Source organism: Rhizobium chutanense (assembly GCF_002531935.1).
GTDB lineage: Bacteria > Pseudomonadota > Alphaproteobacteria > Rhizobiales > Rhizobiaceae > Rhizobium > Rhizobium chutanense.
Genome location: NZ_NWSV01000020.1, coordinates 89,617 through 115,045 on the forward strand (window position 1 = coordinate 89,617; position 25,429 = coordinate 115,045).

Consider the following 25,429-nt stretch of genomic DNA (forward strand, 5'->3'; position numbering starts at 1 on the left):
ACCATGCTGCCGACCATCCTCGACCTGACCAGCCTTCGCGCAGCCTATGAGGCCGGCAAAAGCCCACTCGACGTCGTCGAGACCGTCATTGCCCGCCGCGCCGCCTCCAAGGATCCCGCGATCTTCATCACGCCGACGCCGGATGAAGCGCTGCGGGCCGAAGCGCGCGCGCTGATGGAGCGCGCGCCGGAGCCGAACAGCCTGCCGCTCTGGGGCATTCCTTTCGCGGTGAAGGACAATATCGACGTGGCTGGCCTGCCGACAACGGCCGCCTGCCCCGCTTTCGCCTATGATCCCGAGAAGGACGCAACCGTCGTTGCAAGACTGAGGGCTGCCGGCGCGATCGTCATCGGCAAGACCAATCTCGACCAGTTTGCGACCGGGCTGAACGGCACGCGCTCGCCCTATGGGGCGCCACGCTCGGTCTTCGACGAGAACTATGTGTCGGGCGGCTCGAGTTCCGGCTCGGCGGTTGCCGTCGCCTCGGGCCTGGCGAGTTTCGCGCTCGGCACGGACACGGCGGGTTCCGGCCGCGTGCCGGCGGCCTTCAACAATCTCGTCGGCATCAAGCCGACTCCGGGACTGGTGCCGAATGTCGGCGTCGTGCCGGCCTGCCGCAGCGTCGATGTCGTCACCGTCTTTGCGCCAACGGTCGGCGATGGCGTCGCGATCCGCAAGGTGATGGACGGCTACGATGCCGCCGATCCGTTTTCGCGCAAGGCCATTCCATCCAGCCTCCCCGCCTCCGGTCTGCGGGTTGGCGTGCTCGACGGAGCCGAGCGGGAGTTCTTCGGCAACAGGCAGGTCGAGGCTCTTTATGACGCCGCAATCGAGAGAGCGCGCGCACTCGGCGCCATCATCGTTCCCTTCGACTACGCACCATTCCGCCAGGCAGCCGAACTGCTCTACAACGGCCCCTGGGTCGCCGAACGACTGGCGGCGGTGAAGGGTTTTCTTGCCACCAATGCCGCCGACTTCGATCCCACGGTTCGCACCATCATCGAGGGCGCAAAAGCCTATGACGCGGTCGCCGCTTTCGACGGCAGATACAAGCTCGAAGCGCTGCGTCAAAAGACCCGGAAGGAATGGGAAAAGGCCGATATACTGATGCTGCCGACCTCGCCGACCACCTATACGGTCGAAGAGATGATGGCCGATCCCATCGTGAAAAACGGCCATTTCGGCCGGTACACCAACTTCGCCAACCTACTCGATTGCGCGGCGATCGCCGTCCCAGCCGGCTTCGACGCCGACGGGCATCTTCCGGCTGGCGTGACGCTGATCGGCCCCGCCTTTACCGATGACGCCCTCGCTCCCTTCGCCGACGCCATGCACCGGACCTTGAATGCAGGAATGGGCAAGGATTGCATGGCCTCGATCCCGAAGGCAAGCCTTGTGCCTCAGGCCGAGGACGGCCTGGTGCCGATCGTCGTCGTCGGGGCCCATCTTGCCGGCATGCCTCTCAACCACGAACTCACCCGACCGGGCGGCAAACGCATCAAGTGCTGCCGCACTGCAGCCGATTACCGCCTCTTCATTCTGCCCGGTACCGTTCCACCGAAGCCAGGGCTGATCCGCGAACCCGGTTTTGACGGCAAAGGCCTCGAGGTCGAGGTCTGGAAAGTCACGCCGGAAGCTTTCGGGCGTTTTGTCCAGAACATCCCGGCCCCGCTTGGCATCGGTAAGGTCACGCTCGATGACGGTTCCCAGATTTCAGGGTTTCTCTGTGAGGCGCATGCAATCGAAGGCGCGCGCGAAATCACGGAACTGGGAGGCTGGCGCGCCTACATCGCAGATCAGATGAAAAGAGCGTGAAGCATCGTCTCAAAAAAATCCTGCTGGCGATACTTGCGGGCCTCGAGGCGCGAGCTGCCTCGAGGCGGTTCGACCGGTCGTCGATCGCGGGCCTGTCCTTTCGCCCGCGGTACAAAGGACTACCGCGGCTTCCGCCTTGTCGCAGATGACCGCGCATGACCTCAGCTGTTTCGCGCGCCTGGCTCGCCGGTTGTTGCAAACACGGCGCTCGCATCGCTGACGATCTCGACGTGGGAATAGGCTGCCTGTGCGGCAGCGCTGCCGTCCGCCCGCATGATCGCGATCACGATCCGGCCGTGTTCCTCGTAGGACTTTGCCAAGCGGCCGGGCAGCCGAAATTGCGCCCGTCGAAATGGAGCCAGCCGCGCCCGCGTCTGCGTCACCATCTCGAAGATATGATCATTATGCGCGCCGCGATAAAGACGGGTGTGAAATTCGGTATTGTGCGCCGCATATTCCTCTTCCGCGCCGGCATGCACGAGTCTCATCGATGCTTTATGCTCCAGCTCCATCGTGCGCCGCTCATCGACGGTCATGCGCTCGGCCGAGAGCCTGGCGCAGATCGCTTCGAGTTCCGCCATCGCTTCGAACATCGAATGCAGATAGGTCTCGCTCACATTGGTGACAATGGCGCTGCGGTTCGGCTCGCGCTCGACGAGACCCATCGCGCCGAGTTCACGCAGCGCCTCGCGCACCGGTGTCCGCGATACATCGAAGCGGGCGGCCAACGAGACTTCATCAAGCTTCTCGCCCGGCAGCATCTGTCCGGTCACGATCATATCGGCGATCGCCCGCACCATCTGCTCGACGGTCGTCCCTGCCCTGATGATTTCTCTGCGCCTGATCTGCTTCAAGGAATGATTCTGCATTGCTACGGTTGCATACACATGCCCGCTCGAGCGGGCAAAGTCAAACGTCAGTATATGTCATTGATCTTGTTATAGAAGATGTCTCATGCTGGATCGGTATTCATAACATTCTTAGTCCAAGACGCTGGCTTCCGATAAATTTATAGGCGATGCATAATTTTTCATCGGAATTCGAGGTGAAATTGCATGCACTTTTCGGAACCCAACTAGTGTCATGCAGATTTCTTCTATGAAAACAGCATAATAAAATCTGGCATGACCATTGCATACACTTTCCTGTAACCAATTCAAAACGGCAAAACCGCCGTCAGGGGAGCATTCCGATGACCAGACTCCTTTCCATGAAACGACGCCATTTTCTTCAGGCTTCCGCAGCCGTCACTCTCGTCGGCGCGGCGCCTGGTCTCCTCTCCTCACGCGCGCTTGCGCAGACGGCGCTGACCGTCGGCTTCATCTATGTCGGTCCCAAGGACGACTATGGCTACAACCAGGCGCACGCCGAGGGGGCCGCTGTCATCAAGGCGATGCCTGGGATCACCGTCGTCGAAGAGGAGAACGTGCCTGAAACGGTCGACGTGCAGAAGACGATGGAATCGATGATCAATCTCGACGGCGCCACGCTGCTCTTCCCGACCTCCTTCGGCTATTTCGATCCGCATATGCTGGCCATGGCCGCCAAGCATCCGGACATTCAATTCCGTCACTGCGGCGGCATGTGGCAGGAGGGCAAGCATCCGGCCAATACCGGCTCCTATTTCGGCTATATTTTCCAGGGCCAATATCTGAACGGCATCGCCGCCGGCCATGCGACGAAGAGCAAGAAGATCGGCTTCGTCGCCGCCAAGCCGATCCCGCAGGTGCTGCAGAACATCAACGCCTTCCTGCTCGGTGCGCGCAGCGTCGATCCTGCTATCACCTGCCAGGTGATCTTCACCGGCGAATGGTCGCTTGCCGTCAAGGAAGCCGAAGCCACCAACGCGCTGGTCGACCAGGGCGCCGACGTCATCACCTGCCATGTCGACAGCCCGAAGGTGGTCGTCGAAACCGCCGCCGGCCGCGGCGCCTTCGTCTGCGGCTACCACGCCAATCAGAGCCCGCTTGCGCCGGAGAAATACCTCACCGGCGCCGAATGGGCCTGGGGCAATGTCTATAGCGACTTCGCCAAGAAGGCCCAGGCCGGAGAAAAGCTCGGCAACTTCGTGCGCGGCGGCCTCAAGGACGGTTTCGTCAAGATGAGCGCGCTCGGCCCCGGCGTACCCGAGGCGGGCCACAAGGCATTCGAAGCCACACATGCCGAGATGATGAAGGGCGGCTTCTCGGTCTTCAAGGGGCCGCTGAAGGATAACAAGGGCAACACCGTCGTCACTGCCGACAAGAGCTATGCCGAAGATGCGATCGAGCTCGAAAGCATGAACTACCTGGTCGAGGGTGTCGTCGGGTCCACGGCCTAACCGCAACAGGGAGAAGCGCCATGAGCGTTCAGGCCGATGATCCCGCAATATCAGTCGCTTCCGGCAAATCAGCCTCGCTGCGTCCCCTGCTCGAATGGATGGCGCGCAAGGCCGAACCGATCATTATCGGCCTTGTGGCCATCCTGATCGGGCTCGGGCTCTTCTCCCTCTTCATCCTGGCGATCGGCAAATCGCCGGTCGTGCTCTTCCAACTCATGTACACCGGCGGCTTCGGCAGCTGGTTTTCGGTGCAAAACAGCTTAAGCCGCGCCGCACCCCTTCTCCTGACGGCGCTCTGCGTCGCCCTGCCCGCCCGCCTCGGCCTCGTCATCATCGGCGGGGAAGGAGCGGTCGTGCTGGGCGGCGTTGCTGCAGCAGCCATGGCCATGCCGCTCGTCGGCGCCGCGCCTGTTTCCCTCACCCTCATTCTCATGGGCATTGCTGCCATGGTGGTCGGCGGCGCCTGGATCGGCCTTGCCGGTTTCCTGCGCCACTACCGCGGCGTCAACGAGACCATTTCTTCGCTGCTGCTGTCCTATATCGCCATTGCGCTGATGAACCAGTTCGTCGAGGGGCCGTTGCGCGATCCCGCCAGTCTCAACAAACCCTCGACCAAACCGCTGCCAGCAGACTATATGCTCGGCAACATCCCCGGCATGGATGTGCATTGGGGCCTGGTGATCGGCATCCTCGCCTGCATCCTTTCCTTTATCCTGATCGAAGTGACGAGCTATGGTTTTGCGGCGCGGATCGCCGGCGGCAATGTGCGCGCCGCCCAGATCCAAGGTCTGCCGGTCGGCAGGCTGATCGCCGGCTTTACCGCGATCGCCGGCAGCTTTGCCGGGCTCGCCGGCATGATCGAGGTCGTCGCCGTCCAGGGCAGCGCCAATGCCTCGCTCGCCGCGGGTTATGGCTATACCGGCATTCTTGTCGCCTTCCTGGCCCGCCACAATCCGCTGGCGATCATCCCGGTCGCGATCCTGCTCGGGGGCATCGATGCTTCCGGTGGCCTCATCCAGCGCCGCATGGGCATGCCCGACGCTACGGTGCTGGTGCTGCAGGGCACGCTCTTCATCGTCATCCTCTTCTGCGAAACCTTCTACGGCCGCTTCAAGATCTTCAATCCCGACCTCTGGAAAAGGAGCCTCTGATGGTAGAGACGGGCATCGGCATCTGGGGCGTGCCGCTCGCGATCCTGGCGGGCGCCATCCGCGTTTCCACCCCCTTCATCTTCGTCAGTCTGGGCGAGACGATCACCGAGCGCTCCGGCCGCATCAATCTCGGCCTGGAAGGTACGCTCGTCTTCGGCGCGATGACGGCCTACGCCGTCGCCGTCATGACCAACTCGCCCTGGCTCGGCGTGCTTGCCGCCATGGCGACCGGCGCCATCTTCGGTCTCGTTCACGGCTGGATCTGCAAATGGCCGAAGGTGAACGATATCGCGATCGGCATTGCGATGATGCAGTTCGGCCTGGGCCTCGCCTTCTTCCTCGGCAAGTCCTTCATTCAGCCGGCCGCGCCGCATCTGCCGGCGATCCCCTTCGGTTTCTGGTCGAGCCTGCCGCAGCTCCAGGCGGCGCTGAACATCAACGTGCTCTTCATCCTCGGCGCCCTGCTGGCCTTCGCCCTGCGGTGGGCCTTCGGCAATACGCGCCTGGGTCTCATCCTGCGCGTCGTCGGCGACAGCACGGATGCGGCGCGCGCCATGGGCATCGATCCGGATCGGGTGCGCCTGCTTGCGACGGCCGCCGGCGGGTCGTTGGCGGCGATCGGCGGCGCCTATCTCTCGCTTTATTATCCCGGATCGTGGAACGAGGGCATATCTTCAGGCCAGGGCTTGATGGCCGTCGCACTCGTCATCTTCGCCCGCTGGAACCCGGTCGGCTGCTTCCTCGCCGCCCTGCTCTTCGGCGGGGCCGGCGCGCTGGGGCCGGCGCTGCAATCGGTCGGCGTGACCCAGGGCTACTATCTCTTCTATGCGGCCCCTTATGTGCTCACCCTCATCATCATGATCGCGACCTCGTCGCCGACACGCTCGCTCGCCGGCGCGCCGGGCGCGCTGTCGCTGACGAAATGAGGAGGCGGCAGCCGATTTCCAGCCTCGCACTGAAGCGCTCGAACCGACGGAACAATATTCAAACCCGCGGGTGAATAGGAGAAGAAGACGATGGACGCCGTGGTCGAAACCAAAGGACATTATATCGACGCCGACCCCTATGCCTGGCCTTACAACGGCGCCCTGCGGCCGGACAATACCGCTCTGATCATCATCGACATGCAGACGGATTTCTGCGGCAAGGGCGGCTATGTCGACCACATGGGATACGACCTGTCGCTGGTCCAGGCGCCTATCGAGCCGATCAAGAAGGTGTTGGCCGCCATGCGCGCCAAGGGTTATCACATCATCCACACGCGCGAGGGTCATCGGCCCGATCTTGCCGACCTGCCGGCCAACAAGCGCTGGCGTTCGCAGCGCATCGGCGCAGGCATCGGCGATCCCGGCCCCTGCGGGCGCATCCTCACACGCGGCGAACCCGGCTGGGACATCATCCCGGAACTCTATCCGATCGAGGGCGAGACCATCATCGACAAGCCCGGCAAGGGCTCGTTCTGCGCCACCGATCTGGAACTGATCCTCAACCAGAAGCGGATCGAAAACATCATCCTCACAGGCATCACGACTGATGTCTGCGTGTCCACCACGATGCGCGAGGCCAACGATCGCGGCTTCGAATGCCTGCTTCTGGAAGACTGCTGCGGCGCGACCGATTACGGCAACCATCTCGCTGCCATCAAGATGGTGAAAATGCAGGGCGGCGTCTTCGGTTCCGTTTCCAATTCCACAACGCTCGTGAGCCAGCTGCCATGAGCACGATCCGCGACACTCCGCTCCCGCAACCCGGCAAGGCCGTCGGCATCGACACGATCGACATGACGATGCGTTTCGGCAGTTTCACCGCCCTCGACCATGTCTCGATCAAGGTGCCCTCAGGCAGCTTCCACGCCCTGCTCGGCGAGAACGGCGCCGGCAAGTCGACGCTCGTCAAATGCATCATGGGCTTCTATCACGCGACGGCAGGTTCTCTTTCCGTCGATGGCCGCGAGGTGGCGATTGCCTCGCCCAAGGATGCGGCGAGCTACGGCCTCGGCATGGTCTATCAGCACTTCACGCTGGTCCCTTCGCTGACCGGTGCCGAAAACCTCGTCATCAGCCGGGCGGAAGTCCCCGCCATCATCAACTGGGCGAAAGAGCGGAAGGATCTTTCCGCCTTCATGGAGCGGATGCCCTTCAAGATCCCGCTCGACCGGCCGGTGAGCGAACTGGCCGCCGGCGAGAAACAGAAGCTTGAAATCGTCAAGCAGCTCTATCTCGGCCGCTCCTTTCTCGTCCTCGACGAACCAACCTCCGTGCTGACGCCGGCGGAAGCCGACGAGATGCTCGGCCTTGTGCGTGGGATGACCGAGCGCGGCGAACTGACCGTGCTGATGATCTCTCACAAGTTCCACGAGGTGACGAAATTCGCCGATGCCGTCTCGATCCTGCGGCGCGGCAAGCTGGTCGGTACGGGCAAGGTCGGCGAGCTCTCCACCGCAGATATGGCGGCGATGATGATCGGGGACGTCAAGCTCGCCGAGCTTGATACCCGTGTTCCGGTCTCCGAGAGCGCCGGCCCGGTGCTTGAGGTCGAACAGGTGACGGCGCCGGATCGTTCCGGTCTCAAGACCATCGAGATCGACAATCTCATGGTCCGTTCCGGCGAGATCGTCGGCATTGCCGGCATCTCCGGCAATGGCCAGAAGGAACTGACGGAAATCCTTGCCGGCCAGCGGCCGACCAATGCCGGCCGTGTCAGTGTCAAAGGCGAGGCCTACGGCGCGACACGCCGCGAGACGCGCAAGAACAATGTCCGCTTCATCCCCGAGGAGCCGCTGCAGAATGCCTGTGCCCCGCGCATGACGGTCAGCGAAAATCTCGCCTTCCGCACCTTCGATCTCAAGGCGGACGGCAAGGACGCGGTCTGGCTGAACAAGGGCAAGATGAGAAAGCGCGCCACGGCGCTGATTTCCGACTTCAAGGTGAAGACGGCCTCGTCTTCCTCGCCGATTGCCGCGCTTTCCGGCGGCAATGTGCAGCGCGCCGTGCTTGCCCGCGAACTCACAGGCAAGGTGGATCTGCTGATCGTCTCGAACCCGTGTTTCGGCCTCGATTTCTCCGCCGTTGCCGAGATCCGAGCCCGTATCATGAAGGCGCGCAATTCCGGCACTGCGGTTTTGCTGCTCTCCGAGGACCTCGACGAACTGCTTGAGATGTCCGATCGCATCATGGTCATTTCCGAAGGCAGGCTGGTCTACGAGACGCCGGCGCGCGCAGCCGATATCGGCGTGATCGGCGCCCATATGGCGGGGCATCACTGATGGCGGAGATCAAGGCAGAACCTTTCGCCTTTCCGGTGAAGCACGACCAGCTTGCCCTCATCGTCATCGACATGCAGCGGGATTTCGCCGAGCCCGGCGGCTTCGGCGCCAGCCTCGGCAATGATGTCAGCCGCATCACCAGAATCGTGCCCGATGTCAAACGCCTCATCCAGGGCTTCCGTTACGCCGGGCTGCCGGTCATCCACACGATGGAATGCCACAGGCCCGATCTTTCCGATCTGCCGCCGGCCAAACGCGACCGCGGCAATCCCTCGCTCCGGATCGGCGACGAAGGCCCGATGGGCCGCATTCTCATCTCCGGCGAACCCGGCACGGCGATCCTGCCGGAACTTGCGCCGCTTAAGGGCGAAGTGATTATCGAAAAACCCGGCAAGGGCGCCTTCTATGCGACCGAACTCGGCGACGTGCTGCAGCAAAAGGGCATCAAACAGCTGGTTTTCGCAGGTGTCACGACCGAAGTCTGCGTCCAGACCACCATGCGCGAGGCAAACGACCGCGGCTATGAGTGCCTGCTCGCCGAGGAGGCGACGGAAAGCTATTTTCCGGAGTTCAAGGCCGCCGCCATCGCGATGATCCGTGCCCAAGGCGCGATCGTCGGCTGGACGGCGCATGTCGACGACATATTGGAAAGCCTCGCCCATGCCTGAAACAACCCGCGAATTGCTGACCTCAGGCGGCTGGAAGGATCTGGAATTCGGGCCCTTCCGCGACGGAGTGACGATCCACTGGATCCGGCCCTTCGAGGGCGACCAGCCAGGCGTGGCGCTCCTGAAATACGAAGCCGGCGCCGGCGTTCCCCGCCATCGCCATGAGGGGCTGGAAACCATTCTCGTGCTCGACGGCGTGCAATCCGACGAGGCAGGCGACTACGGCCGCGGCAGCTATATCGTCAACGCAGCCGGCAGCGAGCATTCGGTCTGGAGCGATACCGGCTGCGTCGTGCTCATCCAGTGGGACCGGCCCGTGACGATGCTGGAGGAGAAATAACGTTAGCCGAGGCATATCGTCCTTCGATATGCCTCGTTGTGATCATGCCACGTCACGGCGTCAAATCAGGAACCGGCGCCACAGTTTCTCTCCACCCTCGTTTTCCGCGCTCACGCGCCGATAAATCCTGTTGCAGGAATACCACGACCAATAAAGCCATAGATTGCATCCAATCCCCGGTCGCTTGACAGCCGTGATCACGATCCTTAGCGAGACGGCATGGGCATGGTCAGGATCGGCAAGTGAGATACCTCAGACAACTGAAGATAGCAGTGCTCTATCCCGATAATGGGGCGGGAAGCGCACTCGATCGAAACAACCGCATAGCGGTCTTTCTCTTTGCAATCCTGCCCGGACTTTCGCCGAACTTTAACTCCTTCATCCTTCTGGCGTCGATGGTGTGGGGCATCTACTGTCTGGCGACGGGTCGGCTGGCCTTGAACCTCTCGAGATCGGACCGGCTGGTTGCCATTGGCATGTCGGTCTACCCGCTGGTGATGATCGCCAGCATATTCATCAATCCGCCCTACTCCGAAGAACTGAACTGGATATTCCGGCTGCTGCCTTTCTTTTCGGTCTGGCTGATATTGCCGCGGATGCGCCAGTCTCCCGATGGCAGCCTCTTGCCGCTGTTTATCCTCGGCGCCGGTATCGGTATGATCGTGACCTTTCTCTTCAGTCTGCTGCAGATCATGTTCCTGATGGAGAGGGCAGAGGCCGGCACTTCGAACGCTGCACTGCTCGGCGTGATCGGCGTTCTTTTCGGCGGTATTTCGCTTCTGAACGTTCAATCACCCAAGAGTGTCGAGCAAAGAATTGCCATACTGGGATATGCCGCCGGTCTGGGCTGCGTCCTGCTTTCCGGAACGCGCTCGGCCTGGCTGGTGATCCCCATCCATATCGTCATCTTTCTCTGGTATTTTCGCAAACACAGCTTCCATCTGAGTTTACGCAGCCTCGCCATCACCGGCTCTTTGCTGTTTGCGGGACTGATTGCTCTGGGCAGCGGCCAGATCCTCCATCGAATCGAGGCGCTGCAGGACAATATGGCATCGCTCGAACGCAGCGACGGCGAAGTCACGTCGCTGAGTGCACGGTTCGCTCTGTACAAGGGGGCAGTGTCAGCGATCAGCAAGGACCCGTTGACAGGTTACGGCCCGCAAAACCGGATGGCTTCGGTGCTGGCGGAACTGCCCGAGACGATAAGGCCGCAACTGACCTATTCGCATGTCCATAATGGTTTTCTCACCGCGGGGATCGACGCCGGCATTTTCGGCATTGCAGCGCTTTCGCTGATGCTCGCGACACCCGTGATCGGCGCGTGGCGAAAGGAATCCGGGCCGGGCCGGGACTTGGCTATTGCGCTCGCTCTTCTGCTCGTCAGCAGCTACGTCATAACCGGCAGCTTTGGCATCATGTTCAATCAGAAGGCCTTGGACCCGATCTTCGCCTATCTGGTCGCCCTGATTTGCGTGGATCGCGGCAGCACAGGTTTTGCGCCCGTCGTCCGCGACTGACGCCGATGGACTAAAGCACGTCGCGTCAATTTTGATTCATTCGACGTGCTTTAGGTTTTTGTTTTTACGCATGTCGTTGTCGCAAAACCGCCGCACACTTTTGCGCGACCTGCTCTAAGAGCAGGATGCTCGATTCTCAGGCGGCCGTCGTGGTTTCGGCGCCGGTGAACGCCAGATCCGAAACCTCACCCGTTGACGAATAGCCGGAAACAAGCTCCGCCAAGGTCGCCCGTGCGGCGATCATATCGTTGCGATCCAATGCCGCATTGAGGGCGTTGAGCTTTTTCAAAAGCTCCGGCCAGAACAGGAAATCCTCACGCGCTTTCATGATCCGCGGATGTTCGGTTGTTTCCGGATTGTCCCCGATCAGCAGCTCTTCATAGAGCTTCTCGCCGGGTCTGAGACCGGTAACGGAAAGCTCGATATCACCTTCGGGATTGTTCTCGTCGCGGACGGCCAACCCGGAAAGCTCCACCATCTTGCGGGCAAGATCTGCAATGCGAACCGGCTCTCCCATATCGAGCAGGAACACATCGCCGCCGTCAGCCATCGCGCCGGCCTGTATGACGAGCTGCGAGGCTTCCGAAATCGTCATGAAATAGCGGGTTATCTTGGGATGTGTCAGCGTAACGGGGCCGCCATCCTTGATCTGCTGCCGGAACAGCGGCACGACGGATCCGGAAGAGCCGAGGACGTTTCCAAAGCGGACCATGGAAAAATTCGTTCGCATTCTGTCGGTCGTCAGTTCTGCTGCGAGCGCCTGCAGAACCATCTCCGCCAGCCTCTTGCTGGCGCCCATCACATTGGTCGGCCGCACGGCCTTATCCGTGCTGATCAGCACGAAATTCGAGACGCCGCATTTATGCGCCGCGCGCGCGGTGACCAGCGTACCCATGACGTTGTTCTTGATGCCTTCCACGGCATTGTGTTCGACAAGCGGTACATGCTTGTAGGCGGCGGCATGGTAAAGCGTCTGCGGTCGCCAGCTCTGCATGATATGCTCCATGCGATCCTGATCGCGGACGGAACAGAGGATCGGGACGATCTGCAGATTTTCATGTTCGTACAGTTCGGCCAGCTTCAGCAACTCGGCATGGATGTTATAAAGCGCAAACTCGTTCTGATCGAGGAGGATCAGACTGGAAGGCTTGTTGCGCAGAATCTGGCGGCATAACTCGCCGCCGATCGAGCCGCCGGCGCCCGTGACCATCACCACCTTGTTGCGCATTGCCTTGTCGAGCAGCTCCTGGCGCGGCGCGACCGCTTCTCTGCCCAGCAGATCTTCGATCTCCAGCTCACGAATGTCGGAGACGGCGACGCGTCCCTGAGCGAGCGCCGTGAGGTCCGGCAATGTGCGCACATTCACCCTGGCTTTGCGGATATGCTCCAGGATTTCGTTGCGCCGCTGCCGTGATGCCGATGGAAGAGCAAGAAGCACATTGTGCACGCCAAGAGCTTCGGCAAGCACCGGAAGATCCGAAGGGTCGTAGATCGGCAAGCCCCCCATGACGCCGCCCTTGAGGCGCGGATCATCATCCAGATAGCCGACGACATTGAGTTCGGCGCTGTTCGTCAAGGCAGCGGCCAGTTGCCGGCCGGCCTTCCCTGCCCCATAGATCAGCACCTTCGCGAGGGTATTTTTGTGAAGGATCCGCTGGTAGGCATCCCCGAGCCAATAGCGGATACCTATTCTCGACAGACCGATCCCGATCAGCAGCAGGAAAGGTTGGAGAATACCGACGGTTCTCGGAACACCCGGGACGCTGAGCGCCGTAAATATCGTCATGAAGGCGAAGCCGTAGATCGCAATCGCCTTCAGAACAGTAATGAAAGCAGCCAGATTGGCATAACGGAAGATCGCCCGATACATGCCCATGACGATGAAGATCGGAAGGGCCATGCATAGCGACACGAGGACCGGCAGCCACTGCACGCCGGTCAGCACCGTCCATTCGTTCAGCCGGAAGCAATAGGCGAGCCAGATCGTCAGAACACAAAAGCTGGAATCCACCAGCAAAGCCAGCGCGCGTTTGGCAACCCGCGGCATCGCCAGCAAGGGGGCGACGAGCGCTTGCATCGGCACTAAGAACCATCTTGAGCGCGGTGTCTCAGAGGGAGAATGTTCGGACATTGCTTACCAGCGTCTCGCAGATCAACAGACAACCACCTTCTTGTCGCTTTCTGCAATGAGCGCAACTGAAATAATCGGAAATCAAGCCCTTCCGTCCCGCTTATCTATCAGAAGTAGGTAGGTTAATGCCTGATTCCCTTACGGCGTATGACCTTCTCTGCGGTCAGAAACAGGATGCGCATGTCGAAGCCGAATGAACGCCGCGCGAGATATTCGACGTCGAATTTCACCTTCTCCGGAATCGGCAACTCGTCACGGCCGTTGATCTGCGCCCACCCGGTCAATCCGGGCAGGAGCTTGTCGACGCCAAGGGCCGTCCGCAGCTCTATCAGGTCATCCTGATTGTAGAGCGCCGGCCGGGGGCCGACGAAACTCATTTTTCCCTCGAGGATGCACCACAGTTGCGGCAGTTCGTCGAGGCTGGATTTGCGCAGGAACGAGCCGATGGGGGTTAAAAACCGATCCGGATTTTCGAGCAGATGTGTGGCAACCGTTGGTGTGTCGACGCGCATGCTGCGGAATTTCGGCATCAGGAAGATCTGATTGAAACGGCCGACGCGTTTCGACCAATAGAGGATCGGTCCCGGCGAGGTAAGGCGAACACAAAGAGCGACGATAAGGATCGGAACGAGCAGGATCACCGATGCCGCCAAAGCCAGGAAAAAATCCACCGCCCGTTTCAAACCCATGCTCCGTAGCTCCCCGCCCCCAAGCGGCTCCGCCAATTGCGCTATCGCTTTGCCGTATCGTCAAAAACCATTTCGCGTCAACTGCAGGACATCGTGATTTCCCGATGGGCCGGCCTGGTCGATGATAGACTCGTTTTTCCTCGCCATTGAGTTTCTGGTTGGCGGACCTTCGCCAAGGACGTTCGGCTCGATCGATCTGGCCGACGTGCATTCATGGCATTCTGCCTTCTGCTGTCTTCCCCTCGACGATGGCAGCCAGGATTTCCTTCACCATGATATCCTTGCCCACGTTGCGGGAGAGAACCGTCAGATCCGCTTCCTCATAGATCGGATAACGCGCATTCATCAGGTTCTCGAGGGTCTGCTTCGGATTCTCGGTCTTGAGCAGCGGTCGTTCGTCATGTTTGTTGACGCGGTTCCACAGCACGTCAAGGTCGGCCTTCAGCCAGACGGAGAGGCTGCCGCTCTTGATGTGCTGGCGCGTGCTCGCGTTGATGAAGGCGCCGCCCCCCGTCGAGACCACACGTGGGGCACCCTCAAGAAGACGTTTGAGGACACGCGTTTCCAGCGCCCGGAACTCCAGCTCACCATAGGCGGCAAAGAGTTCGGTGATCGTCATGCGCGAAACACGCTCGATCTCGACATCGGTATCGACAAAGGGAATGCCGAGCTCCTGTGCAAGAGGCCGGCCAATCGAGGACTTCCCGACCCCCATGAGTCCGACCAGGACAAGATTGCGCTGACCCAGCGTAGCGCGCGCCCGGTCTCTAAGGCTTTCGGCAAGGCTCAAGACTTGTTCACTCATCGGCCCATTCACAACGTCTTAAAACAGATCATCAAATCGGTCCATAACATCAAGGCGCCGGCAGAGAATACGCAAGAAAAGCAATCGAATCTGCTCCAGTTGCCTTTTTCCCTCCGGTTTCATGGACCTGCGCAACCTCTAACTCCATGATCTTAAAGCGAGAAGCCTCCAATCAGAAGTTATATTCGCCTTCATTTCCGTCACATTTCATTAACCATAACAGTTACCCACAAGCCCGAAGCGAATCTTCATCCCACCTTCCCCCTCACCGGCGAATTCGTGCGGGCAAGGGCCATCAACATTGGACCGATGGCAAATTCCCCTCTCTCGGCGCGGCGTGTCAGATCGCGCAGGTAACCGCCGGCGGAGTTGATATGCCCTGCCCTCTCGAGGACGCAGGCCATGACGGTGGCGGCATTTTCCGCGCCCATGATTTCGCAGGCCTGCTCATAGGCCGACGGGCTGACGCCGAGCATCGAACGAACGACCACAGCGGCCGCCATCAGATCGCGCCAAGTGCCGACCGAGCCCCGGGGTCCATAGGCCGCAATTTCAGGGCAGGCCTGCAGCACCAGCCCCAGCGGGAAGGATTTGAGCGTACCGTGAGCAGCGGAGGCAGCGCGTGCGCCCGAGACATGCTCGTTTTTTCCCTCGACTGGCTGTATTTCAGCTATCGGTTCGGCCTGACCTGTCGATCGATCATCCGCCGTTGCGCCCTGCTTCGGTTCGAAGCTTGGTTCAAGTTCAGTAGTGGATTGTGGGTTTGAATTCTGTATGTGCCGCTCAGAATGTTGGGCATTGCCGCTTTGATTTTGAGTTTTAACCTGCATTTCCAACTGATTGCTGATCTCTTCGCGCAGCAGCTCCAATTCGTCGAGCGCGGCTGCGATCTGTTCGGCGGATGGCGACCGTGGCAGCTGTTCGACGACATCGCGAAAATGCAAATGAACGGCGCTCCAATCGCCGGCAGCCCCCTCCTCCAACGCCATCTCGATAAGCTTGGCGACGTCGCGTCGGCAGAGCGTCAGGCGCTCTCTGAGTCGGTGCAGGTGCAATCGATCCGCAACCACCTCCGCCGCCAGCCGCTCGATCTCCTCAGCGCGCGCAAGCAGCGGCGCCAGTGAGAAACCGAAAGCCTCGCGCAGTTCCCCGCCCTGCTCCTTGCGGGCATAACGCTTGCCGTTCGGGCTATCCTTGCGGATCAGCAATCCGGCCTCGATCAAGGCCGCCAGATGCCGACGGATCGTCTGCTCCGCCATTCCATGCGCACGCAGGGAGAGCTGTGCATTGGAAGGAAACACGACAAGCCCGTTGTCTTCGGAGAGCTCCCCCTTCGGATAAAAGCTCAGCAAGGCGTTCAAGATGGCGAGCGCCCGATCGGTGACGCCGAGCAGCGGCCTGGCTTCGCATAGGGCACGATAGAGCTTCCACTTATCAATCGATTGGCCGGGCTCGATTTTTCGAGCCGCCGCCTGGCTTGCCAACATGCCAAACGTCATCGGCCGCCGCCCGAAGGGCGTCGTCACACTTCCGCTTTCCATTTTCTTCGCCTTCTTCAAGGCAAAAGATCACGGCTCACCAAATTCGGTGCCAAAGACTCTTGACTATGATTCGCGGAAATGTGATTCTCTGGGTGTCTAGATCAGAGAGGGCTTCCGCGACGGCAACGTTCGGGGGCCTTTTCTTTTGCTTATTGATCTCCGTTCTTCGTCAAATCCTGTGTCTTCTCGAACGCCTCGTAGAGACGATCCAGATTGCTGGCGATATAGGCTCCAAAGGCAGACGCCTTTTCCGCCTTCAGCGCGATGGTGAACTGTTTCCCGTCATCCCTAATCTTTGCCTTGACCGCGCCGTCCTTGCGCTGCCAGGCGCGTGCCGTGGGCTGAAGCGCCGGGATGGACGGGGCCGCTTCCTGCCTCCTGCCGATGAAGGCAACAAGCATATCGAAGCGGGCATTCGGTTCCGCCGCCCTGAATTCCGCCGAGCTGCTGAACTCGATCGCCCGAGCGGAGATGTTTTCGGTTTCGAATTTGACCGACAGATCGTGCCAGCGGTCACGGCCGGTGGTCTTCGCCGCACCGATCGCGGTCAGCACTTCGGCTGGGATCCGCTTGGTGACGGACAGCATCTTGGAAACCGTCGTCTTGTCGGCGCTCAGCGCCGACATGATCGTTTCCCTGTCGAAACCAAGCGTGTCGAGCTTGTCGGCGAACATCGTCCTCTCGATGAAAGAGAGATCGGCACGCGCCGAATTCTCCTGCCCCTGCGCAATCACGTGATCGCGATCGTCAAGCTTCTTGACCACGGCGCGGACAGGTCTGCCGAGTTCCTTAGCGGCCCGGGCGCGACGGTGGCCGAAGGCGATCTGATACCGGCCGTCCTTTTCAGGATGCGGGCGAACGAGAATCGGCGAGTCCTGGCCACGCAGGCGGATCGCTTCGACCAATTCGCGAAACTGTTCGTCGGCGTGGGCCAGACGGTCCGTCACGAAGGAATCTTCGATGAGGGCAGGGTCGAGATCGATCACCGTCTCGCCGGTCGCCAGCTTCTCCTCGATCGCTTTGGCCGCATCGGCCTTGGCAGCCAGCGCATCGATACTGCGCGTGACGGCGCCGAGAGCGCCAATCCCCTTATAGGTGATCTGCTGTTTCTCGTCCCGATGGAGGGCTTCGTCCTCATTGTTTACCGCAGTAAACTTCTTGGAATCGTCCATCAGTCCGGAAAGGAGATTCTTACGCGCCATCCGCCCGCTCCTCGCCTCGGTTTACCGCAGTAAACTTCTCGGTCATTTCCGCCCCCAAGCCTTGTGAATGAGATCGCCGATCTCATTGTTGACGGCATCCATCGCCTCCATGGCGCGGTCATAGGTCGCCCGGGTAAACTGGCTCCGCTCGACCTCATATAGCGTCTGATTGGTCATCGCCGCATCGGAGATCGCGACGCTGCGCAACATCGGATTGGTCAGCACATGGTTCTTGAACATCGAACGCATGAAGGCGACCATCTGCGTTTGCGGCCCATCCTGCGGGTCGTAACGGGTAACGAGGTAACGCAGCCAATCGAGGTTCATGTCGCCGCCGGCGCCTTTCAGCGTATTCAGCACCTCGCCGAGCATCTGCAGGAATTGGCACATCGACATGACATCGAGCATTTGAGGATGGACGGTGATCAGAACCGCCGTTGCGCCGCAGATGGCGCTCATCGTCAAAAAGCCGAGCTGGGGAGGGCAGTCGATGATGACGACATCGTAGTCGTCGGCGACCGAGGACAGCGCCTCGTCCAGCCGGGCGAAGAAGACGCGCCCATAATCGCCCGCCTTGCCCTGAGCAAGCACGCGCGGCGTATCGTGCTCGAATTCCATCAGCTCGAGGTTACCCGGCACCAGATGCAGGTTCGGGAAATTCGTCGGCCGGATAATCTCCCGGAGCGGCCGCCGCTGATCGTCATAGCGGATGGCGGCGTAGAGCGTCTCATTCTCGTTGACGTCGAACTCAGGCTGAAAGCCGTGGATGGCCGAGAGCGATGCCTGCGGGTCGAGGTCGACGGCCAGGACACGGTGACCGGTCAGGGCAAGGTGCTGGGCAAGATGTGCTGCACTCGTCGTCTTGCCGCTGCCCCCCTTGAAATTGACGACGGCGACGACCTGCAGATGTTCGTTGCCGCGGCGACGAGGCACATAATGGGTTCCGGCGCGCGCGTTGTGCTCCAGGAAGGTGCGCATCTCTCCCATCTGCTCCGCCGTATAGGATCTGCGGCCTGACGGCGTGACCTGCGGAAGGGCACCCTTGCCTTCCAGGGACAGATTTCGAAGATAGCCGCTGGTCACGCCGAGAAAACGCGCCACTTCGGCAAGCTGAAATTCCCTAAGACCCTTCAGCGCGCGCGGCGGAAACATTTCGAGCCGATGCTGCTTCAGCTTGTCGGATAGTTCCTGCGCCTGACCAATGATCAGCTGGTCGACATCGGAAATTGCTTTGTCTATCTGCGGTGCCATATTCATGGAAATCTCGAAAATGCGATTTAAAAGCTCTGCTCGCTTTGAAACCGCATTTAGCGCCGATTCTGAAAGAGTGGCAAGGCAAATAGGGTTAACCAGACCCTACCGCTGGGTTGTCCAATCTTTTTCAAAGGCTTGGACATGCCGCCCGGTGGCACTGTCGCCACGACAACCGGGTATCGACGGGCCGAATCGGCGACACCGGGACCGCATCGGCATCATAGCCGATCGGAAAAAGTGGGAATCAAAATATCGGCGCGTGCGGCTCTGCGAGGCGAGGCCGGCAACGGCGAGGCGTCGACCGTAACGGCCGTTCAGTGCCGCGTGCCGAGCAGATAAGCGTCTTGGCCGCTTTCGTGGGAAAAGGACACGCCGCTTCTGTCGAGGTCCTGCAGCAGGGCGCCGAGCGCAAGGTCGAGACAATAGGCAGAGAATTCGGCGTTCAGGTCTCTGGCGTTTTCTCGGGCATAGGCAACGAGCCTGGCGAGCGATACCAGTTCCTTGAGCTCTTCTTCACTTTTCGGGGTGGGCGTTGCTTCGGCTGCGTCGTGCATCTGAGAATTCTCCTTCCCCTGCCAGGCGCATGCCGACAGAGCAAAGGCAGCTTAATCCTCTTGAACGAAAGACGCGCGTGACACAGGCGTGACAGGATTTGTCGGCTGAGACTTTTCGGTGTCAGACTTCAGAAACCGGCCCGGCGCAGAGCCTCGCGATACTGTTCCTTCTGCCATTGCTCCTTGAACGGAACGACGGACAGCCATTTGTCGACATCGAAATCCGGATAGATCTCGCGGACCTTGCGCATATAGATGCGCGCGTTTTTCATATCGCCGAGCATGGCCCAGCAAGCAGCCGAAAGGCGGTCGGCCGGCGTCCGGTCGTCCATCAGGGCGATCTGCTCGAGCGCCTCGGCATAATGGCCGAGGGCGAAATTCGCGCCGGCTGCCGTCCATAGATAGTCGGTCGGGCTCAGCGGGTTGAGCGAGATGGCCCGCTCGATCTTGGCCAATGCGTCGGCAGGGCGCGACGCATGAACGAGCGTATCGGCATAACTCGCAATGCCATCGGCATAATGCGGGCTCAGTTCCTCCGCGATCTTCAACGCCAGGACGCTTTCATCAAGGTCGCCGAGATAAAGTTTGGCAACGCCGAGCTCACGAAAGCCGGCGGCAAACGAAGGATCGGCGACGATCGCCCGGTTGGCATAATCCTCCGCAAGTCCGAGCAGCTCGCTGTCGCCGCGTGCCGTCAGCAGCCACTCGACGAGGAACGTCCGCGACAATCCGCTGAGCGCCGGGGCAAAATCTGCGCTGTGTTGAAGCGCCTCGCGGAAAGCCTTTCGGGAGCGACGCACGTCGGGAAGGGCGAGCCGCTTCACATCCCGCAGGCCGAGAAGGTAGCTGTGATAAGCGGCCGAATTACCCTCGAAGGAATCGCGCATGGTTTCATGCCGGCGGACCTGCCCGGCGAGCTCTCTGGCGATCTGCCGGGCAATGTCGCGCCGGTGGCTTATCAATTCGTATTTCGCGAGGCTGAAACGCTCGGCCCAGATGACCTCATCGCTGCCGGCGTGAATCAGCTGGACAAACAGCGCGCGCACGCCCGCATGATCGGTCAGCCGCGTGTCGAGAACATAAGAAATCGAATGACGCAAGATCAGCTCAGCCTTGTCGGCATTGCGTGCGATCCGATCGGCCGTATGAGGCGCCACCACCGAAACCGTATTCAGCGCGCAAAGGCCGATGGTCACGTCCTCGATCAGTGCCGCAGAGAGCATCGGCGGGGCACCGGCCGCTTCCGTACCTCCCGGCGGCAGCAGCACCAGACGGGGCAGGGGACCGGCAACGCGAACGCCGCCGTCGTTCAGCGGCACCGCAGGGCTTTGCGGTGGTTGGCCGCCGGCAAAGATTTTGCGAATCTCTCCCAAAGCCTGGACGTCGAGGCCGATATCGAATGCGCTTTCCAGCCCGTGCTTGTTCGTCTCGAAAAGCCGACGCGCTTTCTCCAGCTGTCCTTCGGATTCGTAGGCTCCGAGAAGGATACGACGAATGTTCTCGTCATCCGGTGCCTCGCGGAAAATCCTGAGCGCCGCCTCCTTGATCAGGCTGACATCTTCCCGCGACCTGGCCATCGGCAGCGCCGTCTTCAGCGCATCCACCAGAACTGCCATGTGCCTGTCACGCTGACCGGCGATCCATTGCCGCGTGCTGACGCTTTGGTCGGCGAGCCCGGCCAGGAAATCCTGGCGAAGGATCGCAACTAGCCGCCGCAGCTTGCCAACTGCGCCTTCGCCGCCGGGGTTGGCGAGTTCGGAGAGATCGTCGACCAATGCATCCGGCTTGACCCGAACACCGGTCGCCGTGAAGACCAGAAGTTCGGTGCCGAGCTCGGCCTGACGCGCCTGGATGCGCGATATGGTTTTGCGCAGATTGGCCATGATGTCGGAATTGTCATGGCTGTCCCACAAGAACCGCGCCAGCGCCGAGCGCGGATATTCGCTTCCCGCCCCATCTCGCAAATCACGGTCCAGCAAATAACAAATCGACAGCAGGCCCTTTTCCGGGAACGCCGCCGGCCGCCCGGCCGGGTCGATCAACCGCAACTCACCAAATGACTCGAGCCTGAGCTTCATGCGGATATTGCCTGCCGACTGCCTGACTATTCTCCGAGCGGAAGGGTGATATCCGCAACCGAGGCACCCAATATTACACCGCGGCTTTCCGCCTGCGCCATCGCATTCACCAGTGCGATGATCGTTTCACGGACATTCCGGTCGGCGATCTTCAGAAAGGCGCGATTGAGCACCAATCCCTCTTTCGTACGCAGGAATTCGGCGACCGGATCGGTATTTGCGGGCAGATCCAGCCCTTGCAACGTCAGCGGCTCGGAATTTTCCTGCTCGAAGAAGAAGCTCGGCGACGTGTGAAGCACCTCGGCGATTCGCTGCAGACGGCTTGCGCCGATGCGGTTGATGCCCTTTTCGTATTTCTGAACCTGCTGAAAGGTGACGCCGATTTGTTCGGCAAGCCGTTCCTGGCTCATTCCGAGCAACTGCCGGCGCATTCTTATGCGCGCTCCGACATAGCCGTCTATTGCATTCGGTGTCTTGACATTCATCGCGTGTTTTCAGCCTCGATCGCATTTCATTCAGCGCAGCTGTAGTATCCCCCGCCCCGGTTTTCCATGGTTGTTTTCAGATGTCATACTCTATGGGTAACGATCGCGGCTGACTGTGGTATGAAAGCCCGCGTTCGCGAAGCCGTCAAGCCAGGCAGGAATCGGCGGAAAAAGAGCAAATCGAACAAAAGCCGTACCGATCCGGATGAAACTGGGCTGTGATCGCCCTCCGGCTTAGGCTAAATGCATCTCAGCGACCGTCGCTATCATCTTCCCCAGCCCCGATCGCCCGAAATCCATCGAACAAAAGCGATGCGGCACGGCAACCAACCGGGCCGTCCAGGAGGAATGTCCATGGCAACCGTTGCCGAGCGCGCGCCCCGTTTCGAAAAAACAACGATGTCTATCCTGGTGGCGGTCAGCTTCTGCCACATGCTGAACGACATCATGCAGTCGCTGCTCGCCTCGCTCTATCCGCTGTTCAAGGCCAATTACGATCTTACTTTCGTGCAGATCGGCCTTCTCACCATGACGTTCCAGGTCACCGCCTCGCTGCTGCAGCCGCTGGTCGGCATTGTCACCGACCGCTGGCCGATGCCCTATTCACTGCCGGTCGGCATGGCGAGCACCTTCTGCGGCCTGATCCTGCTCGGCAATGCCGGCAGCTTCGAACTGCTGCTCTTTGCCGCCAGCCTGATCGGCTTCGGTTCGGCCGTCTTCCATCCGGAGTCCTCGCGCGTCGCCCGCCTTGCCTCCGGCGGCCGCCACGGGTTCGCCCAGTCGTTCTTCCAGGTGGGCGGCAATGCCGGCCAGGCGATCGGTCCGTTGCTCGCCGCCTTCATCGTGCTGCCGCTCGGCCAGCACAGCGTCTCCTGGTTCGCCGCCATCGCCATGGTCGGCATGGTCGTGCTGAGCTGGGTGGGCAACTGGTACATGAGCCACAGGCGGGAGAATGCCAGCAAGCCGGCAGTGAGCCGGGCTCTGCCGCTGCCACAGAACAGGGTCGTCTGGGCGCTCGCCATCCTCGTGCTGCTGACAGCGACGAAGAACGTCTACATGGCGAGCGTATCGAGCTACTTCACCTTCTATGTCATCGACAAGTTCGCGCTCGGCGTGCAGCAGGCGCAGCTGATGCTCTTCCTCTTTCTCGGTTCGGTCGCCGTCGGCACTTTCCTCGGCGGACCGATCGGCGATCGCTTCGGCGCCCGTTTCGTCATCTGGTTCTCGATCCTCGGCGTCATTCCTTTCGCGCTGCTGCTGCCCTATGCCAATCTTTTCTGGACGGGCGTGCTCAGCGTCGTCATCGGCCTGATCTTCGCTTCAGCCTTCTCGGCGATCGTCGTCTTCGCACAGGAACTGGTGCCCGGGCGCGTCGGGCTGATTGCCGGCGTCTTTTTCGGCTTTGCGTTCGGGGCAGGGGGGCTGGGTGCCGCGCTGCTCGGTGATTTCGCCGATACCCACGGCATCGATTTCGTCTATCGCATCTGCTCCTACCTGCCGCTGCTCGGCCTGCTGACGATCTTCCTGCCGCGTATCCCCAAGCCGAAATCGATCTAAATCGGTTGCCTGCAGATGATGCGTCGAGCCCGGAATATCCCTCGATAGTCCGGCGCGACGCATCATGCGGTTTCTCACGTCGCTATCGCGACAGGCCCGAACGTATTTTTCTCCCCATATGCGGAAGAGGGATCCCCATTCCTTTAATCCACTATTTTTATAGATAATATTCATTGGAGAATGGCATCGGTTTCGGCACGATTTTGGAAGGAAATGGCATGTCTGCTCAAAAACTGGTCGGCCTTGCGGGTAGCTTCAACCGCCCCTCGAAGACCTTCGCGCTCGTCGAAAACGTCGCCGGTCTCGCCGGCGAGAGATACGGCTTCGACAACACCATCTACGACCTGACCGATGTCGGCCCCTCGCTCGGCCAGGCGCTGCGCCGTGACGACCTCGACAGCCGCGCCAAGGCAGTCATCGACGACATCGTCAATGCCGATCTACTGGTCATCGGCGCGCCGACCTACAAGGGCAGCTATCCCGGCCTCTTCAAGCATCTGATCGACCTGATCGACCCGCATGAGCTGCGCGCCAAGCCGATCATCATCACCGCAACCGGCGGCGGTGATCGGCACGCGCTGATGGTCGAGCATCAGCTGCGTCCGCTCTTCGGCTTCTTCATGTCTCACACGCTGCCGACGGCCGTTTATGCTTCCGACCGCGACTTCACCGATTACCGCGTCTCGTCCGAACCGCTTTCGAAGCGGATCGGCGAGGTTATCGGTGAACTCTCAGCCTTCTTTCCTATCCGCCACCAAGTGCTTGTCGCTGCCGAATGAAGAGTGTCCAAGCGGCTTGGAACCGGCGCCCCAGAGGCGCCGTTTTCGCTTTTTAGAACATCCTCACGAGCCGTCATTAATCCATAAATTTGATGGAAATTTATCCTGCCGATATCAATGGCAGAGCAAGAGTTTTTCCGCCCCCTCCCGTACATCGGACGTTCGTACTTCGCTCCCGATACCGACGTTTGCCATGATCAGCCTGCTCGGGGCGCTTGGCCTCACTCAGTCAGACGGGATAACAAAATGACCAAGAACAGAAATCTTCACGGCTTCCACCTTTCGCGCCGCGCCGCTCTTGCCGCGGTCGCCGTTTCCGCTGCGACACTCTTTGCCTTCGCAGCACCTGCTCCTTCTTTTGCCGAGGACAAGTCGATCAAGGTCGGCATCATGGCCGGCGAGGAAGAGGACATCTGGCGCGTGGTCGCCAGCGAGGCGGCCAAAAAGGGTCTGAAGATCGAGACCGTTATTTTCAACGATTATACGCAGCCGAATGAAGCGTTGGAGCGCGGCGAGGTTGACGCCAATGCCTTCCAGCATCAGCCCTATCTCGACAATCAGATCAAGCAGCACGGCTACCATATCACCCGCGTCGGCTATACCGGCGTCTGGCCGATCGGCCTCTATACCAAGAAGTACAAGTCGGTCGCCGAGATACCGGACGGCGCTGTCATCGGCGTGCCCAACGATCCCTCGAATGAAGGGCGGGCGCTGCGTGTTCTGCAGAACGAAGGCTTGATCAAACTGAAGGACGGCACCGGCATTCTCGCAACCGTCGCCGACGTTACCGACAATCCGAAGAAGATCGAAATCAAGGAGCTCGATGCCGGCATCGTCGGCCGGTCGATCGACGATCTGGATGCCGGCGTCGTCAATACCGACTGGGCGCTGAAGAGCGGTCTTTCGCCGGCCGAGCGCATTGCGCAGGAGCCGATCGCCGACAATCCGTACCGCAACTTCATCGCCGTAAAGGACGACAACAAGGACGCCGACTGGGTCAAGACGCTGGTGTCTTCCTATCAGAACGACATCGTCAAGGCCGAGTTCGACAAGGTCTACAAGGGCACCGGTCTCAGCGCCTATTGATCCGAACAGGCTGGGGTTAGAGCCTCTCCGGGTTAGATTGCAGCATTCTGCCGGAGCAGGTTTTCGTCAGGGCAAAGGCGATTGGCGAAGGGCATACCCCAAGGTACGTCCGAGACGATCGCCTTTGATCCTGGCGGAAAGATGCCCGGCCCTTCGGGTTGGCTGAAACGGGCCGGCTGATCGACCGGCCGG

General features: G+C 60.4%; 22 protein-coding genes. 12 read left to right on the forward strand and 10 right to left on the reverse strand.

What is annotated here, in order from left to right:
• Positions 1–3: 3 nt before the first annotated feature.
• Complete coding sequence (gene atzF / locus CO666_RS24040) at positions 4–1,815, forward strand: allophanate hydrolase (RefSeq protein WP_097614660.1); 1,812 nt, start codon at positions 4–6, stop codon at positions 1,813–1,815.
• A 161-nt stretch (positions 1,816–1,976) separates the two neighbouring features.
• On the opposite strand, the gene CO666_RS24045 is transcribed toward atzF, so the two are convergent.
• Entirely contained in the window at positions 1,977–2,669 is a 693-nt protein-coding gene (locus CO666_RS24045; RefSeq protein WP_097614685.1) for a GntR family transcriptional regulator, read from the reverse strand.
• A gap of 338 nt (positions 2,670–3,007) precedes the next feature.
• Between CO666_RS24045 and CO666_RS24050 the strand changes: the two genes are divergently transcribed.
• The 8 genes from CO666_RS24050 to CO666_RS24085 all read left to right on the forward strand — a co-directional run bounded on the left by CO666_RS24050 (position 3,008) and on the right by CO666_RS24085 (position 11,076).
• Positions 3,008–4,135, forward strand: coding sequence for a BMP family ABC transporter substrate-binding protein (locus tag CO666_RS24050; protein WP_097614661.1), 1,128 nt, complete (start codon positions 3,008–3,010; stop codon positions 4,133–4,135).
• 20 nt (positions 4,136–4,155) lie between these two features.
• Positions 4,156–5,286, forward strand: coding sequence for an ABC transporter permease (locus tag CO666_RS24055; protein WP_097614662.1), 1,131 nt, complete (start codon positions 4,156–4,158; stop codon positions 5,284–5,286).
• Positions 5,286–6,212, forward strand: a complete 927-nt coding sequence (locus CO666_RS24060) for an ABC transporter permease (RefSeq protein WP_097614663.1) — start codon at positions 5,286–5,288, stop codon at positions 6,210–6,212. Before CO666_RS24055 ends, CO666_RS24060 begins: the two co-directional genes overlap by 1 nt.
• 90 nt (positions 6,213–6,302) lie before the next feature.
• On the forward strand, positions 6,303–7,004 hold the full coding sequence (biuH, locus tag CO666_RS24065) for a biuret amidohydrolase (protein ID WP_097614664.1): 702 nt from the start codon (positions 6,303–6,305) through the stop codon (positions 7,002–7,004).
• Positions 7,001–8,551, forward strand: coding sequence for an ABC transporter ATP-binding protein (locus tag CO666_RS24070; RefSeq protein ID WP_097614665.1), 1,551 nt, complete (start codon positions 7,001–7,003; stop codon positions 8,549–8,551). Before biuH ends, CO666_RS24070 begins: the two co-directional genes overlap by 4 nt.
• Complete coding sequence (locus CO666_RS24075) at positions 8,551–9,219, forward strand: cysteine hydrolase family protein (protein ID WP_097614666.1); 669 nt, start codon at positions 8,551–8,553, stop codon at positions 9,217–9,219. The genes CO666_RS24070 and CO666_RS24075 overlap by 1 nt, the downstream gene beginning before the upstream one ends.
• Entirely contained in the window at positions 9,212–9,559 is a 348-nt protein-coding gene (locus tag CO666_RS24080; protein ID WP_097614667.1) for a cupin domain-containing protein, read from the forward strand. Before CO666_RS24075 ends, CO666_RS24080 begins: the two co-directional genes overlap by 8 nt.
• 242 nt (positions 9,560–9,801) lie before the next feature.
• Positions 9,802–11,076: an O-antigen ligase family protein gene (locus tag CO666_RS24085; RefSeq protein WP_097614668.1), complete on the forward strand. Its 1,275-nt coding sequence runs from the start codon at positions 9,802–9,804 to the stop codon at positions 11,074–11,076.
• Between the two features lie 136 nt (positions 11,077–11,212).
• Here the strand turns inward: CO666_RS24085 and CO666_RS24090 are convergent, their stop codons facing one another.
• The 9 genes from CO666_RS24090 to CO666_RS24130 all read right to left on the reverse strand — a co-directional run bounded on the left by CO666_RS24090 (position 11,213) and on the right by CO666_RS24130 (position 21,815).
• Positions 11,213–13,207 carry a polysaccharide biosynthesis protein gene (locus CO666_RS24090; protein WP_097614669.1) on the reverse strand — a complete coding sequence of 665 codons (1,995 nt, stop codon included), beginning with the start codon at positions 13,205–13,207 and terminating at the stop codon, positions 11,213–11,215.
• Between the two features lie 122 nt (positions 13,208–13,329).
• Positions 13,330–13,896 carry a sugar transferase gene (locus tag CO666_RS24095; RefSeq protein ID WP_097614670.1) on the reverse strand — a complete coding sequence of 189 codons (567 nt, stop codon included), beginning with the start codon at positions 13,894–13,896 and terminating at the stop codon, positions 13,330–13,332.
• Between the two features lie 211 nt (positions 13,897–14,107).
• A complete protein-coding gene (locus tag CO666_RS24100) occupies positions 14,108–14,701 on the reverse strand; it encodes a shikimate kinase (protein WP_097614671.1) in 594 nt (197 codons plus the stop codon).
• A 248-nt stretch (positions 14,702–14,949) separates the two neighbouring features.
• Positions 14,950–16,242, reverse strand: coding sequence for a plasmid replication protein RepC (gene repC / locus CO666_RS24105; RefSeq protein WP_097614672.1), 1,293 nt, complete (start codon positions 16,240–16,242; stop codon positions 14,950–14,952).
• 149 nt (positions 16,243–16,391) lie between these two features.
• Positions 16,392–17,444, reverse strand: coding sequence for a plasmid partitioning protein RepB (repB, locus tag CO666_RS24110; protein WP_097614673.1), 1,053 nt, complete (start codon positions 17,442–17,444; stop codon positions 16,392–16,394).
• 42 nt (positions 17,445–17,486) lie between these two features.
• Entirely contained in the window at positions 17,487–18,701 is a 1,215-nt protein-coding gene (gene repA / locus CO666_RS24115) for a plasmid partitioning protein RepA (protein ID WP_097614674.1), read from the reverse strand.
• 311 nt (positions 18,702–19,012) lie between these two features.
• Positions 19,013–19,252 carry a hypothetical protein gene (locus tag CO666_RS24120; RefSeq protein ID WP_097614675.1) on the reverse strand — a complete coding sequence of 80 codons (240 nt, stop codon included), beginning with the start codon at positions 19,250–19,252 and terminating at the stop codon, positions 19,013–19,015.
• A gap of 128 nt (positions 19,253–19,380) precedes the next feature.
• Entirely contained in the window at positions 19,381–21,330 is a 1,950-nt protein-coding gene (locus tag CO666_RS24125) for an AfsR/SARP family transcriptional regulator (RefSeq protein ID WP_097614676.1), read from the reverse strand.
• A 26-nt stretch (positions 21,331–21,356) separates the two neighbouring features.
• Complete coding sequence (locus tag CO666_RS24130) at positions 21,357–21,815, reverse strand: helix-turn-helix domain-containing protein (RefSeq protein WP_097614677.1); 459 nt, start codon at positions 21,813–21,815, stop codon at positions 21,357–21,359.
• A 354-nt stretch (positions 21,816–22,169) separates the two neighbouring features.
• Here CO666_RS24130 and CO666_RS24135 point away from each other — a divergent pair, with 354 nt between their 5' ends.
• The 3 genes from CO666_RS24135 to CO666_RS24145 all read left to right on the forward strand — a co-directional run bounded on the left by CO666_RS24135 (position 22,170) and on the right by CO666_RS24145 (position 25,237).
• Positions 22,170–23,372, forward strand: a complete 1,203-nt coding sequence (locus CO666_RS24135; RefSeq protein ID WP_097614678.1) for an MFS transporter — start codon at positions 22,170–22,172, stop codon at positions 23,370–23,372.
• 218 nt (positions 23,373–23,590) lie between these two features.
• Entirely contained in the window at positions 23,591–24,151 is a 561-nt protein-coding gene (gene msuE / locus CO666_RS24140; RefSeq protein ID WP_097614686.1) for an FMN reductase, read from the forward strand.
• Between the two features lie 246 nt (positions 24,152–24,397).
• The gene (locus tag CO666_RS24145; RefSeq protein ID WP_097614679.1) at positions 24,398–25,237 is read left to right on the forward strand and encodes a MetQ/NlpA family lipoprotein; all 840 of its coding nucleotides are present in this window, start codon (positions 24,398–24,400) and stop codon (positions 25,235–25,237) included.
• Positions 25,238–25,429: the final 192 nt, after the last annotated feature.